Annotated in this window: 12 protein-coding genes and 1 pseudogene; 3 read left to right on the top strand and 10 right to left on the bottom strand. The window is 38.3% G+C overall.

Annotation, left to right across the window (positions count from 1 at the left end):
• Nucleotides 1-7: 7 nt before the first annotated feature.
• The 5 genes from PDT38_RS12355 to PDT38_RS12335 form a co-directional block, all read right to left on the bottom strand.
• Nucleotides 8-325, bottom strand: a complete 318-nt coding sequence (locus PDT38_RS12355) for a PTS lactose/cellobiose transporter subunit IIA (protein ID WP_270801953.1) — start codon at nt 323-325, stop codon at nt 8-10.
• Nucleotides 326-339: 14 nt separating this feature from the next.
• The gene (gene lacG, locus PDT38_RS12350) at nt 340-1740 is read right to left on the bottom strand and encodes a 6-phospho-beta-galactosidase (RefSeq protein WP_270801951.1); all 1401 of its coding nucleotides are present in this window, start codon (nt 1738-1740) and stop codon (nt 340-342) included.
• A 423-nt stretch (nt 1741-2163) separates the two neighbouring features.
• The gene (locus PDT38_RS12345; RefSeq protein ID WP_270801948.1) at nt 2164-2670 is read right to left on the bottom strand and encodes a VanZ family protein; all 507 of its coding nucleotides are present in this window, start codon (nt 2668-2670) and stop codon (nt 2164-2166) included.
• Between the two features lie 652 nt (nt 2671-3322).
• Nucleotides 3323-4711: a 23S rRNA (uracil(1939)-C(5))-methyltransferase RlmD gene (gene rlmD / locus PDT38_RS12340; RefSeq protein WP_270801946.1), complete on the bottom strand. Its 1389-nt coding sequence runs from the start codon at nt 4709-4711 to the stop codon at nt 3323-3325.
• A gap of 49 nt (nt 4712-4760) precedes the next feature.
• Nucleotides 4761-5669, bottom strand: a complete 909-nt coding sequence (locus PDT38_RS12335; protein WP_270801944.1) for a diacylglycerol kinase — start codon at nt 5667-5669, stop codon at nt 4761-4763.
• Between the two features lie 176 nt (nt 5670-5845).
• Here PDT38_RS12335 and PDT38_RS12330 point away from each other — a divergent pair, with 176 nt between their 5' ends.
• Entirely contained in the window at nt 5846-6808 is a 963-nt protein-coding gene (locus PDT38_RS12330) for a nucleoside hydrolase (protein ID WP_270801943.1), read from the top strand.
• A pseudogene (locus PDT38_RS12325) lies at nt 6795-7333 on the top strand (GNAT family N-acetyltransferase). The gene PDT38_RS12330 and the pseudogene PDT38_RS12325 overlap by 14 nt, the downstream one beginning before the upstream one ends.
• A 15-nt stretch (nt 7334-7348) precedes the next feature.
• On the opposite strand, the gene PDT38_RS12320 reads toward PDT38_RS12325, so the two are convergent.
• Both PDT38_RS12320 and PDT38_RS12315 read right to left on the bottom strand, forming a co-directional pair.
• Nucleotides 7349-7939: a C40 family peptidase gene (locus PDT38_RS12320; protein ID WP_270801940.1), complete on the bottom strand. Its 591-nt coding sequence runs from the start codon at nt 7937-7939 to the stop codon at nt 7349-7351.
• Nucleotides 7940-8131: 192 nt separating this feature from the next.
• Entirely contained in the window at nt 8132-11266 is a 3135-nt protein-coding gene (locus tag PDT38_RS12315; protein WP_270801936.1) for an efflux RND transporter permease subunit, read from the bottom strand.
• 145 nt (nt 11267-11411) lie between these two features.
• Between PDT38_RS12315 and PDT38_RS12310 the strand changes: the two genes are divergently transcribed.
• Entirely contained in the window at nt 11412-12263 is an 852-nt protein-coding gene (locus PDT38_RS12310) for a TetR/AcrR family transcriptional regulator (protein ID WP_270801935.1), read from the top strand.
• Between the two features lie 47 nt (nt 12264-12310).
• Here the strand turns inward: PDT38_RS12310 and gatB are convergent, their stop codons facing one another.
• From gatB to gatC, 3 genes are read right to left on the bottom strand one after another with little or no spacing between them, the layout of a single operon-like run.
• A complete protein-coding gene (gene gatB, locus PDT38_RS12305) occupies nt 12311-13741 on the bottom strand; it encodes an Asp-tRNA(Asn)/Glu-tRNA(Gln) amidotransferase subunit GatB (protein WP_270801933.1) in 1431 nt (476 codons plus the stop codon).
• Nucleotides 13742-13754: 13 nt separating this feature from the next.
• Nucleotides 13755-15212: an Asp-tRNA(Asn)/Glu-tRNA(Gln) amidotransferase subunit GatA gene (gene gatA / locus PDT38_RS12300; RefSeq protein ID WP_270801930.1), complete on the bottom strand. Its 1458-nt coding sequence runs from the start codon at nt 15210-15212 to the stop codon at nt 13755-13757.
• An 18-nt stretch (nt 15213-15230) separates the two neighbouring features.
• Nucleotides 15231-15521: an Asp-tRNA(Asn)/Glu-tRNA(Gln) amidotransferase subunit GatC gene (gene gatC, locus PDT38_RS12295; protein ID WP_270801929.1), complete on the bottom strand. Its 291-nt coding sequence runs from the start codon at nt 15519-15521 to the stop codon at nt 15231-15233.
• Between the last annotated feature and the right edge of the window lie 269 nt (nt 15522-15790).

Raw genomic sequence — 15790 nt, 5'->3', positions numbered from 1 at the left:
TACGCCCCTAGTCATTATTTTTTTTATATAATTCAATAAAATCTTGAATGAGATCTCTTAAAAGCAATGTTGTCATTAAATGATCTTGTCCATGGATAAAAATGAAGCCTAGCTCCATGTCTTTTCCTCCAGCTTCTTCTGTTAGAACCTTTGTTTGAGCATTGTGTGCTAATGTTAAATTTTCATCAGCTTCTTTTAACCCCTGTTCTACATGTTCAAAATGTCCTTGTCTAACTTCTCGCAAAAGTTTTAACAAAGTGCTTCTTGCATCACCAGAATATGCAACAATTTCAAACCCTAACATCTGCAATTCTTCTTTACCCATTGCTCATTCCCCCGTTAAATGATTGTTTTTGTATCACTTACAAATTTATACCAATAAGCGGATTCTTTCGGATATCTTTTTTGCGTTTCAAAATCAACATAGAATAAACCATATCTCTTGTTATAGCCATTAGACCATGAAAATAGATCCATTAATGACCAGAGAAAATATCCTTTTACATTTACTCCATTAGAGATTGCTTGACTTAAAGATTGTAAGTAAACTCGTAAATACTGAATTCTCGGTGTATCAATAATGATCCCATCTTCAAATTCATCTTTATATCCCATACCATTCTCAGTAATATAAATCTTATTGTAGTGTGGATAATCTTCTTTAATTCTTAAAAGTAAATCATACAGCCCTTCTGGATAAATCAACCAATCCCAATCCGTACGAGGAATTCCTTCTTTATCAATTCTTTCTCCAATCCCTTTGACTTTGTAAACAGACGTGCCTTTTTCTCCTGTACCATTATGATGAATCAGATTTTCACCATCATAAGCTTTAACAAAATGACATTGGTAATGATTAATTCCTAAATAATCGTTCCGCTTGGATGCTTTTTTCATCTCTTGAAAATCATCTTCAGAAAACGAATATGTAGCATCATTTGCTGCACATATTTCATCTAATGCACCTATGGTTTCTTCTGAGTAATGGCCAAGATATGTAGCATCAAGTAAAAAGCGAATCGATAATGCGTCATCCAAAAAAGCTGCATGTTTGTCTTCAGCAGATTCTGAAGCTGGATACTTCGTTTCTAATGAATGAACAACTCCGATTTCGCCTTTATACCCATTGTCTTTAAAGAGATTGACCACTCTTGCATGCGCATACATCATATTGTGTAAACATTGAATAATCTTTGTAAAATCGTACTTGATTCCTGGAGGGAAAATCCCTAACAAATACTGATTCGTGGCAACCGGATAAATTTCGTTAAAAGTACTCCAATAATGCACTTCTTTAAATTCGTTAAAACAAAATTCAGCAAATTGAACAAAAGCCTCGACATTCTCTCGATTTAAAAAATCTCCTTGATCAAACAGAACTTTAGGCGTATCAAAATGATGTAAAGTAACGAATGGAGTGACATTTCGTTTTTTACACTCGGCAAAAACGTTGTGATAAAACGCGACTCCCTCTGGATTGATTTCTCCAACTCCATTTGGGAATATCCGGCTCCATGCTATCGATAAGCGTAATCCATTCACACCAAACTTCTCACACAACTCAATATCTTTTGCATATTGATGGTAAAAATCACTCGCAGGATCTGGGCTAAATCGCCCTTGTTTTTCTAAAAATTCATCCCATGCGACTGCGCCCTTTCCACCTTCCTTTGTAGCTCCTTCTACTTGATATGCAGCTGTAGCCCCACCAAAAATAAAGTCATCCGGTAATTTCAGCATGATATTCCCTCACTATCTAAGACTTTTTTGTTTATATCAATTAGATTGTAAACGCATTCAAAACAATTGTCAACACAATCGAACAATTATAATCATTATTTATTTTAAAAAAATGACCATAATTTAAATAAAAACGTTTAAAATAGCCGAAAATAATGAATGTTTATTTATGTTCGTTTGTGTTAACTGTGAATAATTGTTTCCTAAGCACTGTAGGTATCGTCTATTACAATATACATCTATCCAAAATTGTTATGAAAAGGTTCACCATAGTAGATATTAAAAGGATTTATATTTTCTCCCTAAAAAATAGACGGCATTTCTGAACATCTAAACACAAAAATGGGATACCGTTGTCACAGTATCCCTCTCATTTTCTAGATCATTTTTTAGCAATAGACAGCAATCCACATGCATATATTGCTATCTATTAAATCCATTACTCATTTGTTGTCCCTGTCTATGATTTATGTACATACCAATCAGTTTAACGGGGATATACCCTATCATTCCGCCAAGTGTATTTAAAATCAAATCATCAACATCAAAACTTCCAAATCCAAAAATAAGTTGGAGCAATTCGAAAGTTAAACTTAAACAACATGTTGCTAACGTAACCTTTTTAAAACTAAGAAACTGACTTGACAATAACGGAATAATAAATCCAAAGGGGACAAATCCAATAATATTTCCAGTTAAATTTTCAACCCGTATATTTAAATTTATATCATTTGCCAAAAACACATAGTATGTAATCGTCTGAAACGGAATAAAGTTATGACTATTCCATAACTGGCTGTCGTCACTACTAAATGTAAAGTGAGCAATGATGTCTGGAATCGTCATGTGTTTGAACAGAATGAATTTTGAAAGAACTAACAAATAAAAGCATAATGCTATGATTAGTCCTACTTTTATTACAATTTTCATAAAGATTATCTCCTTACTTTTCAGCCTTTCTATAAATCTCTCCAAAATGACATTTAAAAGAATCAATTTGTAATTTCTTCGGAATAAATGTCCTTTGACTTCACTTTTAGAAACAAGCTGTTCTGAAATATCCGCCTTTGTTTTCAAATTCTCTAGTTCGGAAATACAAAACTTTTATTTTTACTTTTAGCTTGATTCAAACATTGTCTTTAGTATCTTCAAGACTAAAATCAGATGTCTTGAGACTCTATCATACTGAACTGGACATGGAATATGAAAAGTATTTCTAAGTCCTACTTAACATTTAACCATATGCATACCACAAGTTTATTAAATAACAAGCAACTAGTCTTGTGGTTCCCAACTAACATACCATGCATCACTCATTTCACTCGAGTACGAAACCATTAGCAAATCGAAATCGTCATTTGAATTTCCATATATTCATTTTTTACTACCAAGCTTATATTTATTCTTTAATGTGCCTTCACAACATACTCCACCCGTTATTCGTATGATCTAATTATAGTTTTTTCATCACTAAATCCTCAGCATGTCTCATCATAGTAAATTTGAGAAAAATGCAACTTTGAAGGGGTAAAATTGAAGTTAATGAAGACGGTTAACAACACAAAACATTATGTGTGGGGGCTTAATTGCCCCCAACTTTTAAGGTCATCAATACCACACACTCCACATGCGCCGTATGCGGAAACATGTCAACAGGCTGTACCTCACGCGTTACATATCCGCCATCCTCAAGCACCCGCAAATCGCGCGCTAGGGTTCCAGGGTTACATGACACATAGACAACCCGCTTTGGTTTCATGTCGATAATCGTCCGCAACAAAGCTTCATCACAGCCTTTGCGAGGTGGGTCAACGACTAGTGTATCGGCTTTAACACCTTCCTCATACCACTTTGGAATCACCGTTTCCGCTTCCCCCACTGCAAATTCAACGTTTGCAATCCCATTTAGCTCAGCATTCCGTTTTGCATCCTCTATTGCTTCCGGTACGATCTCAACACCGTACACTTTTTTCGCCTGTTTTGCCAAAAATAAAGAAATCGTACCGATGCCACAGTAGGCGTCAATCACCGTTTCTTCACCAGTTAATTCGGCGTATTCAAGCGCTTTCTCGTAAAGGACTTTTGTTTGTTCTGGATTGACTTGGTAAAACGATCTAGCGGAAATCGCAAATCTAACATCGCCAATGAAATCGTAGATGTATTCTTCGCCCCATATAACGGTTGTTTGATCTCCAAAGATGACGTTTGTTTTTTGGGGATTGATGTTTTGGACGATCGATTTGACGTTTGGAAAGGCTGTGGTCACCTCTTCGACGATGTTTGCTTTGTGTGGAAATTCGTTTGTTTTCGTGATAAAGACGACCATCATTTCTCCGCTCACAGCGCCATACCTGACCATAATATGCCTGAGCCAGCCTTTGTGACGTTCTTCGTTATAGGCTTTGATTCGATAGCGATTGCATATTTGCTTGATGACTTGAACAGCGCGGTCATTTTCCGTCTGCTGAATGAAGCATTTGTTCATGTCAATAATCTCATGGCTCCTCTGCTGGTAAAAGCCTGCGATAAGTCCGCCTTCTCTTTCAGCAACTGGTACTTGAGCTTTGTTCCGATAATGCCACGGGTCTTTCATGCCAAGTGTCGGGTGGACGGTCATCTGATTCAGATCAAGCTTTCCAATTCTCTCAAGCACATCTTTGACCTGTTTTTGTTTATAGCGGAGTTGACCTTCATAATCGATATGCTGTAGCTGACAGCCGCCGCATTGTTTGTAGATTGGGCATGGGGCATTTGTGCGGTATCCACTTTTTTCTTTTAAGTCAACTAGTCGACCAAAAGCAAAAGCTTTTTTCACCCGAGTTACCTTAATTTTCCCTGACTCGTCAGGGAGAGCATTGGGGACAAAAATCGGAAAACCGTCGACTTTAGCAACTCCTGCACCTTCATGTGTTAAATCTTCAAAGACAACATCATAATATTGATTTTTTTCAACGGGGATTTTTTGTTTCATGTTTTTCACCTACGAGAAGAAAAACTTGGTCAATGTTGGACCAAGTTCGTCAGTTCAGTTTTTCTGCTTTTTCTTTAGACATAATGACATCGAGATGATGATAAAGGTTTTCAAATTCTCCCGGTAATTGCCCACCGTATTCACCATCAAGGTTCAACAGCATTTTATCTTTGACTGTCACTTTGACACGGTTTGCTTTTGTATAAATGACATGCTCATGATGAATATGTTCACCGCGAAGTGCGAGCCCGGCAACTTTGATAAATTCAGCGAGGTTACTCCGTTTTAAAATAATGAGATCAAACATGCCATCATTTAGGCTTGAATCTGGAGCAAGTTTTTCAAAGCCGCCAACTGAATTAGTTAGCATGACTAAAAACAGCATGACTTCTCCACTAAACAATTTTCCATCATATTCGATTTCAACCTCAGTTGGTCGAAGTGATGGAAGCATTTCCATCCCTTTTAAATAATAGGCAAGTTGACCGAGCATCGTTTTTAATTTACTTGGGACATCATATGTTAGTTCAGTTAAACGACCACCGCCAGCAATATTAATGAAATATTGTCCATTAACGCGACCGATATCAATTGAACGAGTTTCTCCCTCTAGTATTGTGTCAACAGCCTTTAAAATATCCTCCCTTGGGATGCCGACTGCTCTGGCAAAATCATTTGTCGTCCCAACCGGAATCACTCCAAGCCTCGGGCGTTTTTCTAAAGGAGCCAAACCATTGACAACTTCATTTAAAGTGCCATCACCACCAGCTGCAATAATTAAATCAAACTGTCTCTCGGCAGCGCTTTTTGCTGCCTTCACAGCATCGCCCTCACTTGTTGTTGCATGGCATGATGTCTCATAGCCAGCTTGTTCAAATTTTTGCAGAACTTTGGGAAGGTTTTTTTTAAATAACTCACGACCAGAGGTCGGGTTATAAATAATTCTTGCTCTTTTCATCATTTCATCATCCTATTAAAGTATCCATATCTTTTCACACTAACAACCTTTAATTATACTAGTTGTTTAAAAAATCGCAACAAATGGTTAAAATATTTCTCCCTTCTTCCCTAGAACAAAAAGCCAACACCTTCAAGTGTAAAAAATGTAAAATATAAATAAGGGAGGATGAAGTTATGAAAAAACTTGTTTATTTTAACCATGACGGAGGGGTGGATGACCTCGTCTCCTTATTTCTCATCTTGCAAATGAAAGAAATTAAATTAATTGGAACATCCGTGATTCCCGCTGATTGTTACTTGGAACCAGCTTTAAGCGCCAGTAGAAAGATCATTGACCGCTTCGGTTCTTATCCACTAGAAATTTCAGCTTCTAATTCACGAGGGGTTCACTCTTTCCCAAGGGAATGGCGGATGCACTCCTATTATGTTAATGCTCTACCGATTTTAAACGAAAAAGGTGTAGCCAGAACTCCAATTTCTGATCTTCCCGCCCACCTTCATCTAATCAACCTGTTAAAAATGAGTCCTAAACCAGTCACATTACTGTTTACTGGTCCATTGACAGACTTGGCCCGTGCTCTGAGAAAAGATGCGACGATTGTCACTCAGATTGAAAAGCTGGTCTGGATGGGTGGTACTTTTCTTAAAAAAGGGAATGTGGAAGAACCTGAACACGACGGGACAGCAGAATGGAACGCTTTCTGGGATCCAGCTAGCGTGAAAACGGTGTTTGATCACAATATTCCAATCAATATGATGACGCTTGAAAGTACAAGACAAGTACCCCTAACAAATGAGATCCGCATGCATTGGGCGAGCATGCGGAAGTATATCGGCATCGACTTTGTCGGTCAATGTTATGCAATATGCCCACCACTTGTACATAACGAGACAAACTCGACTTACTATCTTTGGGATGTCCTGACAACATTGTCACTCGGAGCAACAGATCTGGTCCGTTTTAAAAGTGTCAATGCCATTGTTCACACAGAAAGCCCGCGGCAAGGAACGATAGAAGAACATCCAGATGGTAGAGTCATAAATGTCGTCGATCAAGTTGATCGACAGAGGTTTTTTGCGTACTTGGAAGAATTAATGAAAAAAGCTAATAGGGAGATGAATGATGAAAATGGGTAAATCCATCTATATTAGACCATTAACTGTAAATGATGCTGAAGCATCCCTAAAATTGCAGATGGATAACCGTGATTTTTTTGAACAGTTTTCCATGGAACGCTCTTCTGATTTCTATACAATCGAAGGACAAAAAAATGGCTCCAAGAATTCTCAACCATGAGGCAAGATGATGAACAATATGAATTTGGCATTTTCCAGTTGGCAAATGATGTGCTGATAGGAACGATCAATCTTTTTCAAGTCTGTTGCGGCTCTTTACAAAGTGCTTTTATCGGATATTTTTTAGATCAAAAATATCATGGCAAAGGCTATACGACAGAAGCTGTCAAATTGATGACTGCATTTGCATTTTCTGATTTAAAACTGCATCGCATTGAAGCTGAAGTCATGCCTCACAACTTGGCATCGATTCGAGTGTTAGAAAAAGCCGGATTTCATAAAGAAGGGATTGCTCGGAAAAACGTTAAGATTGAAGAAAAATGGGAGGACCATCAAGTGTTAGCACTGATTAATCCTCATGATTAGGCCTAACTCTGACGTTTATAAAACCCTCTGTCCCCAAAGAAAGTATTTTTGTGTCCAACTGCCCCAAGTGCTTAAAATTTCAACGTCTTGCTTAGCGCTTAAATTAGAGATCCAATATTCTTTACCCATATGAATGCCAACGTGTGTAATGACTTTGTCAGCTCTTGTGCTGAAAAACATTAAGTCACCGATTTTCAATTGTCTAAAAGAGATTGGCTGACCCACTTTGGCTTGGTCTCTGCTTGTCCTTGGCAAATTCACTCCAAATTTTTTGTAAACGTGTTGTACCCAGCCACTGCAATCTGTTTTTGTTGGGGGTTTCTTTCCTCCATAAACATATGTAGTTACATCCTGTAAACTGCGTGCGTATTCCACAAGGTCTTTCGCTTTATTCTTAGAGCGGACAACGACAAAATCTCCAACATGAATTAAATTGGGATTTGTAAATTGGGGATTCAAGCTTTTTAAATCGGCATACCGCATACGATGTTTTTTGGCGATGCCTGTGAGCGTATCACCCTTTTTTACATAGTATTGGGCGTTTGCAAGGTTCGGAAGTGTAAGCATTAGCGCTGTAAGACATGCAATGATTGTTGTTTTTTTCATGGTATGTTTTGCTCCTTACTTATCATTTTGATTTGCTTATTTTATCCATACACTTCTGTAATATTCCATAAATCTTTTTTTACGTTGGAAAGAGGTAGATTGGAAGACATGTGTATCTGCAATACATGTATTAGCCGAACAATTCAAAAAAAGCCTTGGTACCACCGATTCGTGGAACTAAGGCTTTTTTGTTTATTCTTCTTCAGTTTTCCGGCTCTTGCGTCTGAATTTGCTTAATACTTCATAAACAATCGGAACGATCACAAGTGTTAGAAGTGTTGAGCTTGTTAGACCACCAATGACGGTCACACCAAGTCCCTTAGAGACGATTTGACTTCCGCCTTCAAATCCTAATGCAAGTGGCAAAAGTGCGCCTATTGTTGCAAAAGCGGTCATTAAGATCGGGCGAAGCCTTGTTGCTCCTGCTTCAAGTAGGGATTCTCTCGTTGAAAGTCCTTCGCGTTCTTTGTGAATGACTCGGTCAATTAAGACAATCGCGTTTGTTACAACAATTCCGATTAGCATCAATACTCCAATTAACGCGTTTAAACTGATCGTCTCTTTTGCAATAAAGAGGCCAACAAGCGCTCCGATTACTGCAAACGGCAGTGAGAACAGGATGGCGAATGGTGCCAATGCTTCACCGAATGTGATCACAAGAATTAAATAGACGATCGCGATTGCAGCAAGCATGGCGAGCCCTAGTTGTGAAAATGATTCGGCAATATCTTTTGTAACTCCGCCAGTATCGATGTCAACATTAGACGGCAAGTCAAGTTTATCAACTTTTTTCTGGATGTCTTGCGATACTTTTGACACATCATCTGTTGTTAAATCAGCGCTGACTTCAACGAAAATTTTGCCGTCTCGTCTTGTCACTGTGTCAGACGTTTTACCTTTCTTCAGATCAACAACATCACCAATTTTTACTTTTTTCCCAAGTGGTGTTTGAATCATTTTGTTCTCTAAATCACTAATTTTTTTGTGATCTTTTTTGTCTGTCTGAACATAGACATCAAACTCTTTTCCATCTTTTTCAATTTGAGTCAGTGCAGGTTGGTTCCGTTCAGGCATAAGTTCAGCAGCAATTTGTGAGGCAGTAAGCCCTAGTTTGCTGAGTTTTTCTTGATCAGCTTTGAATGTAAATTCTTCATAAGACTCTGCTAAGCTAGAATCAACATTTTTTAATCCTGACTCTTTTTTCATAATCTTTTCGACATCTTTCACAGTGCCTTCAAGGTTTGAAATCTTGTCGCCATAAATAAAGTAACTGATTTTATTATTTGCACCGGACGATGACATGTTTTGCGATTCCCATTCACCTTTATTCGCCTTTTTCTGGATCGCTTTAACAGCTCGCTCTTTTTCTTTATCAAAGTTAGGTGTGTCTTCATCATAAGAGACAAAGAAGAGTGCATCATTAGTATTGCCTGGGTTCATTGGATTTTCAGATCCGAGTGAGAGCTGAACACTTTTGACATGATCTCGCTTCAAAAGGATCTCTTCCGCTTTTTTGACTTCTTTTTCTGCTTGGCTTCGCGTTTGTCCTGGTTCAGGGCTATACGTGATCATCGCAGTTTTTTCTTTTTCACTTGGCAAGAAGCTAACACCGATAAATGGTGTCAAAAGCAAACTACCGACAAGCATTAAGGTTGCGATTCCTGAAGTGATCCATTTATGATTCAATGTCCAGTTGAGAATGTTTTTATAAACATCAGCCAATTTGCTTGGCTTATGTTCTTTTAGTTTCGTTTGGCCTGTCAGTCCTTTTTTAAAGAGGCTGTGCGCCATTGCTGGCACAAGCGTAATTGAGATTAACAGAGAAGCAAGCAACGCAAAGACAATTGTCAGAGCAAACGGCATAAATAATTCGCCGACCATTCCACCTACCAAACCAAGCGGTAAAAAGACCGCAATTGTCACAATCGTTGAAGACATGATAGGCATAAACATTTCTTTTGTTGCTTCACGGACTAATTGTTTACCTCTCAGTTTTTCTTCTTTTAAAGCCATCCGCCTATAAATATTTTCAATAACGACAATCGAATCATCAATGACCCGGCCTATGGCAACTGTCATCGCTCCAAGAGTCATAATGTTGAGCGTAATATCCATCTGATTAAGAATAAAGATCGCAATCAACAGTGATAATGGAATCGACACGACTGAGATAATCGTTGATTTAATGTTTCTTAAAAACAAGAGAATGATCGCAATCGCAAACAATGCACCAAAAATCGCTTTGTTTAACATCGTGCTCACAGACTCTTCAATCGGTTTAGCCTGATCATAAGTTGTATTGAACTTTAAGCCTTTATGATCTTTTTCAAACTTTTTCAGTTCTTCTTTTACATGGTTTGCAACAACAACAGTATTGGCATCTGCCGCTTTCACAATTTGAATCCCGATACTTTCCTTACCATTTGTTCGAGAAATCGATTTTGCTTCACCGACAAGCTTCACATGAGCAATTTCTGAAAGTTTAACTGTTGGCACTCCACTACTTTGTGGTACGCGTGTTGGTGTCTGTGCTGCTTGTCCAGCTTGTGCACCCTGGCCTGCTTGAGCTGCACCAGAAGGTTGCCCAGTGACCGGAATCCGCATGTTTTTTAAATCTTTCAAACCGATAATGTTTCCATCAACGACTACCGATTTTTCTTTATTTCCAAAGGTTTGCAAACCTAAAGGCATTTTGATGTCAGAAGCTTTGATCATGTTTTTAACCGTTTCTTTATCAAGACCGTATTTTTTCAATTGATCTTCTTTAAAAGATAAACGAACTTCTTTTACTTGCTGACCAGCGATTTGAACAGAACCGACTCCATCAAGTCCTTTTAAAGATGGAACGATATCATTTTCAATGGTCGTAGTTAAATCTTCAAGCGAATCTTTTTCACTTGAAACACTTAGTGACATAATTGGAAAAGCATTAAAACTCATTCGAGAAATTTTTGGTTTCTCTGCACCATCTGGCAGTTTTAAATCAGAAAGGGCATCTGTTACTTCATCTTTTGCCTCATCCATATCTTTTTCAAACTTATATTGAATTTGAACTGATGATGCATTTTCAAATGAAGTTGATGTATAAACATCGACACCGTTCATATTTTGGACAGCCTGTTCAATCGGCTTTGTCACCTTCTCAGTTACTTCGTCAGGTGTTGCCCCAGGGTAAGTTGTCGTGACTGTGATGATTGGTGTAGTAATGTCTGGAATGGTTTCCTGTTTCATGTTCAAGCCAGCATATAAGCCAGCCAACGTCACAATGATTGTCAAAAGCCATACAGCAAACTTGTTCTTCAGCACAAAATTAATGATATAATTCATTACGACCTCCATTTTTTCTCGGAAATAATCAATAATACAGATTGACTGACTGGTCATTCTAGATAATAATAAACTGTACGGATAAACAGGGTCAACTGATATCCATTAAAATTTAACTAATTTTAAAGTTAAAAGGGGTACTTTTATGACAGAAAAAGAGGAAAAAATTATTAAAGCAGGTCTCCGCCTGTTCGCCAAAAAGGGGTTTGCTTCAACAACCATTCAAGACATCGTTAATGAATGTGAGATCTCGAAAGGATCTTTTTATCTACATTTCAAATCTAAAGACGCACTTTTATTAGCTATCATTAAATATTATATCGATCGAACGATGGACAATATGAAGAGGATTCAAGAAAAACATGCAATCCCGAAAGAAATTTTTAAAGAACAGATTGCTTATCAATTTAAAGAAAGCAAAGAGCAGCGTGACTTTATTCTAGTGATGATTAGTGAACATAGCATCCCAGAGAACAGCAAAATCAAAGAATATTTCAAAAAGATCGGTGATAAGTTCCATGAAACTTATTATGAAGTTCTTTTCTCAGCATATGGAGACACTTGCCAACCGTATCTTGCCGATCTATCCATTATGGTTCAAGGAATTGTTCAGTCCTATCAAAATTTATTTATCTTTCACGAACTTGATATTGATATTGATGAACTGGCCAGTTTCATCGTCAGAAGAGTCGATGAGATGATCGATGGACTCCTCTCAAGTGGCGAGAAACCAATGCTTAATTTAGATATTTTTTATTCTTACCGAAACGGCCACGATCACACAGATCAAATGAAAATTTTGCAGGAAATTGACAAACTAAAAAAAGAGGGTGAACTTCCAGAAGACATTATTATCACACTTGATGTCATTGAAGAAGAATTGAAAAAAGATGTGGTCAGAAAGCCTGTCATAAAAGGAATGCTGACAAACTTAGAAAAACAAAAGAATATGCATGGACTAATAGAGAAGATTTCTCATTTTCTTATGGACAATTGATGGTGAAAGTGCTATGCACTAAAAAAAGCAGCCGCATGGCTGCTTTTTTAACGTTTATTGATTTCTTCAAGCAGAAATTTATTGACCAGCGGTGGATTTGCCTGGCCTTTTGAAGCTTTCATAATTTGTCCCACAAGGAAGCCGATTGCTCGGTCTTTTCCATTTTTAAAGTCTTCGATCGACTGCGGGTTGTGATCAAGTGCTTCAGTCACAAGTTTTCTTAGTGTTGCTTCATCAGAGATTTGCACAAGTCCTTTTTCTTTGACAATTTTCTCTGGATCTCCGCCATTTTCAATTAATTCTTTAAAGACTTTTTTAGCGATTTTAGAGGAAATCGTTCCTTTTTCAATCAGCTTAATCATACCGGCAAGACCTTCAGGTGTCAGTGCAACATCTGCAAGTTCTTTCTGCTGTGCATTCAAATAAGCAGATACTTCACCCATTAGCCAGTTGGAGGCAAGTTTTGCGTCAGCACCTTTTTCAACAGCAGCTTCAAAGAAATCGGACATCTCTTTCGTTAATGTCAGCACTTTTGCATCATAAGCTGGTAATCCGAGCTTTTCGATATAACGTTTGCGGCGTTCATCAGGAAGTTCTGGAATGGTATCTTTCACACGCTGTTTCCACTCATCATCAATATAAAGCTCGACAAGATCAGGTTCGGGGAAATAACGGTAATCATCAGAACCTTCTTTGACCCTCATCAAAATCGTTGTCTTTGAGGCCTCATCATAGCGACGCGTTTCTTGCTGAATCACACCGCCTGAAAGAAGGACTTGTGCCTGACGTTTTTCTTCATGCTCAAGACCTTTTTGGACAAAGGCAAATGAATTTAGATTTTTAAGTTCTGTTTTTGTACCGAATTCTTCCTGACCAATTGGACGCAAGGAAATATTCGCATCACAGCGAAGTGAACCTTCCTCCATCTTACAGTCGGAAACACCTGTATATTGAATAATTGATTTTAGCTTTTCAAGATAGGCATATGCCTCTTCAGGTGTTCTGATATCTGGCTCTGAGACAATTTCAACAAGCGGTGTTCCTTGACGGTTATAATCAACAAGAGAGTATCCGTCACCTGTATGTGTCAGTTTTCCAGCATCTTCTTCTAAATGAAGACGAGTGATACCGATCCGTTTTGTTTTTCCTTCAACTTCAATCTCAATCCAGCCGTTTTCACCGATCGGTTTATCAAATTGAGAAATTTGATATGCTTTCGGATTATCTGGATAGAAATAGTTTTTTCGGTCGAATTTTGTCTCTGTTGCGATTTCACAGTTTAAAGCCATTGCCGCTTTCATCGCAAAATTGACTGCTTCTTTATTTAAAACAGGGAGAACACCCGGATAGCCCAAATCGATGACACTTGTTTGGGTATTGGCTTCAGCACCAAATGGTGTTGGTGAACTTGAGAAGATTTTTGATTTTGTTTTTAACTCCACATGGACTTCAAGTCCGATTACCGTTTCAAAATTCATGGATTATCACCCCTTACAATTCAGGTTTTTGTTTATGGTGGTCTGTTGCTTGTTCATAGGCATGGGCAACGCGGTATACAGTGCTCTCATCAAAATGTTTGCCAATGATTTGCAGGCCAAGCGGTAAACCATCCGCAAAACCGCATGGTACACTAATTCCTGGTACTCCAGCAAGATTGACAGGAATCGTCAAAATGTCGTTCGCATACATTGTTAGTGGATCACTTGTTTTTTCTCCAAGTTTAAACGCAGGTGTAGGCGTTGTTGGTCCAATAATCACGTCATAGTTTTCAAATACATCTTCAAAGTCTTTTTTGATCAATGTTCTAACTTTCTGCGCTTTTTTGTAGTAAGCGTCATAATATCCTGAACTTAATGCAAACGTTCCAAGCATAATGCGCCGCTTGACTTCATCGCCAAAGCCTTCGGAACGTGTCTGTTTATAAATATCGATTAAGCTATCGGCATGATCGGTTCGATAGCCATAGCGGATACCATCAAAACGAGCCAAGTTGGCTGAAGCTTCAGAAGATGCGAGCAAATAATAAGTGGCAAGCGCATATTTACTATGCGGCAAAGACACTTCTTCCCAAGTTGCGCCAAGACCTTCCAGTACTTTTAAAGATGCAAGAACTGAATCCTTGGCAGCTTGGCCAACACCTTCACCAAGATATTCTTTCGGAACCGCAATTTTAAGTCCTTTAATATCCCCGGTTAATGCAGACAAATAATCAGGTACTTCGACATTTGCGCTCGTCGAGTCCATCTCGTCGACCCCGGAAATGGCTTGAAGAAGATAGGCATTATCCTCAACAGATGTTGTAATGGGACCGATTTGATCTAATGAAGAAGCAAATGCAACAAGACCATATCTTGAAACACGACCATATGTCGGTTTTAAACCGACAACACCGCAGAAAGATGCCGGCTGGCGGATTGAGCCGCCTGTATCTGATCCGAGTGAAAATGGTACTTCCCCTGCTGCAACTGCTGCCGCTGAGCCACCGCTCGAGCCGCCGGGAACTGTTTCTAAGTTCCAAGGGTTTTTCGTTTTTTGGAATCCAGAGTTTTCTGTAGAAGACCCCATTGCAAACTCATCCATATTCAGTTTTCCAATTGTAACAGCCTCAGCTTCATGAAGGCGCTGAACAACGGTTGCATCATAAATCGGATCAAAATTTTGTAAAATTTTGCTTGCGCAGGTTGTCCGTAGATCCTTTGTTACAATATTATCCTTGATGCCAATCGGCAATCCGAAAAGAAGACCATGCTCATCTCGACTGCCTACCGCTTCATCAAGCTCCTTTGCATATGCGCGAGCTTTTTCTTCATCAAGCTGTAAAAAGGCTTGCACCTTTCCATCCACTTTTTGAATTCGTTGATAAGATTCATCGACTAAATCTGAGATCCTGATCTCTTTTTTATGTATGAGCGTTTTAAGTTCAGATATTTTGTGATCAAACAGTGACATCGTTTTACGCCCCCTCCTTTAGTCCAAAATTGATGGTACTCGAATATAGCCGTCTTTATGGTCAGGTGCGTTTTTGACAACGTCCTCAACCGGTAGGCCTTTACCCGGGTCATCTTCCCTCATAATATTTTTCATTTGCAATACATGTGTTGTTGGTTTAACATTCTCTGTATTCACTTCATTCAGCTCTTCTGCAAACGTAATGATACTGTCGAGTTGCTTTGTAAACATTTCCGCCTCCTCATCTGTAATCGCAAGTCTAGCAAGGTGGGCGACATGTTTTACTTCTTCTATAGAAATACGCGACATAAAAAAACACCTCCAAGATGATCCTATCCTTAGTCATATAATATTGATCATACCAAATTTCCGTATTGCAAAGCAATAGAACCGTAGATGAACCCTATTTCAAATAGTCAATTCCTCTTAAATGACATGTACTAATTTTCTGAATATTTTTACTTTATATTTTATTGTAAGCGTTTTCATTGTTTTGTTAATCGCGAAATTCAAGATTTTTTCAAAAAAAGAAATCATTTTATACGGTTGATCGATTTGCAATTGTTTGATAGTTTAAG

Origin of the sequence: Bacillus changyiensis, from assembly GCF_027706145.1 — a bacterium.
Lineage (GTDB): Bacteria > Bacillota > Bacilli > Bacillales > Bacillaceae > Bacillus > Bacillus changyiensis.
The sequence above is the reverse complement of the archived record's forward strand: the minus strand, read 5'-3'. Positions and strand labels throughout refer to the sequence as shown.